The organism is Streptomyces sp. NPDC059456 (assembly GCF_042750055.1).
Taxonomy (GTDB): Bacteria; Actinomycetota; Actinomycetes; order Streptomycetales; family Streptomycetaceae; genus Streptomyces.
The window spans coordinates 1-1,693 of the sequence record NZ_JBHYVA010000802.1; the positions used below are offsets into that span (position 1 = coordinate 1).

Sequence of the window (1,693 nt, forward strand, 5' to 3'; positions counted from 1 at the left end):
CTCGTCGAGCCTCCCCCCCACCCCCCCCCGCCCCCCGCCCCCCGCGCGCCCCCCCCCCCCCCCCCCGTCCCCGTACGGCCCGGCAACGGGACGCGCGGGCGTGGCCTGCGGCGCTCGCCGCCGGGCCGCCGGTAGAGTCCGGCCCGTGTCCGAGCATCAGCGTGATCTCGTCGGATACGGTGCCGAGCCACCGCATGCCGCCTGGCCCGGGGATGCCCGGGTCGCCGTGAGCCTCGTCCTCAACTACGAGGAGGGCGGCGAGCACAACGTACTGGAGGGCGATCCCGCGTCGGAGGACTACCTCCACGAGATCGTGGGCGCGCCTGCGGTGGTGGGCGGGCGCGATCTGAACGCCGAGTCGCTGTTCGCCTACGGGGCACGCGCCGGGTTCTGGCGCATCCACCGCACGCTCGCCGCGCACGGGGCACCGCTGACCGTGTACGCCGTGGCGCAGGCGCTGGAGCGCAACCCCGACGCGGCACGGGCGATGGGCGCCGCCGGGTGGGAGGTCGCGAGCCACGGCCGGCGGTGGATCGACTACCGGCACGTGCCCGAGGACGCCGAACGCGCCGACATCGCGTACGCGACCGCGACGATCGAGCGGCTCGTCGGGCGCCGGCCGGTCGGCTGGTACACCGGCCGAACGAGTCCGCACACGCGGCGCCTGGTGGCCGAGGAGGGCGGTTTCCTCTACGACTGCGACGACTACTCGGACGATCTGCCGTTCTACGTCGAAGCGGCCGGCCGCCCGCACCTCGTACTCCCGTACAGCCTCGACGCGAACGACTTCAAGTTCCTGATCGTGCACGGGTTCACGACGGCCGACGACATGCTCACGTACCTCGTGGACACCTTCGACACCCTGCACGCCGAAGGCGCCGACCGGCCCCGCATGATGAGCGTCGGCCTGCACTGCCGGATCACCGGCAGGCCCGGCCGGATCCGCGCGCTCGACGGCTTCCTGCGGCACGTCGCGCAGCGCGGTGGCGCGTGGGTCACCACCCGCGAACGCATCGCGCGGCACTGGCTCGCCACGCACCCGCCACGGATGTGACCGGGCCGCCTCCCGGACGGCCCGTCAGAGCCGGACGATGACGAGGGCGGCGTCGTCGGTCGCGCCCGCGGCCGGCAGGAGCTCCAGCAGGACGGCGTCGGCAAGGCGTTCGGGGACGGCCGCACGGTGCCGGACGAGGGAGCCGGCGAGGCGGGCGAGGCCGACGTCGATGTCCTCCCGGCGGCGCTCGATCAGCCCGTCGGTGTAGAGGACGAGGGTGTCGCCCTCGGTGAAGGCGACGGTGGCCTGGGGGCGGGGGACGTGGTCGGGGCGGGCGCCGAGCGGAGGATCGGTGGCCTGGTCGAGGAATTCGACGGTGCCGTCGGTGCGCAGGAGGGCGGGCGGCGGATGGCCGGCGCTGCTGTAGGTGATGGTGTGGGTGTCCCAGTCGACGTAGGTCTCGACCGCGGTGGTGTTCTCGGCGCCGTCGACGGAGCGGGCGTACAGGCCGAGGACCTCCAGCGCCTGGGCGGGGCCGTCGGCGACACGGGAGGCGGCGCTGAGGGCACTGCGCAGCAGCCCCATGACGCCTGCGGCCTGCAGGCCGTGGCCGACGACGTCGCCGACGGCCACGCCGATGCGATCGCCGGGCAGGTCGACGAGGTCGTACCCTGTCTCGTCTCGAAGAATGGGATGACG

General features: G+C 74.3%; 2 protein-coding genes. One reads left to right on the forward strand and one right to left on the reverse strand.

Annotation, left to right across the window (positions count from 1 at the left end):
* Window positions 1-145 precede the first annotated feature (145 nt).
* Window positions 146-1,054 carry an allantoinase PuuE gene (puuE, locus tag ACFXA3_RS38700; RefSeq protein ID WP_385195418.1) on the forward strand — a complete coding sequence of 303 codons (909 nt, stop codon included), beginning with the start codon at window positions 146-148 and terminating at the stop codon, window positions 1,052-1,054.
* A gap of 24 nt (window positions 1,055-1,078) precedes the next feature.
* On the opposite strand, the gene ACFXA3_RS38705 is transcribed toward puuE, so the two are convergent.
* Window positions 1,079-1,693 (reverse strand): PP2C family protein-serine/threonine phosphatase (locus ACFXA3_RS38705; RefSeq protein ID WP_385195421.1); only part of this gene is annotated, 615 nt, incomplete at its 5' end.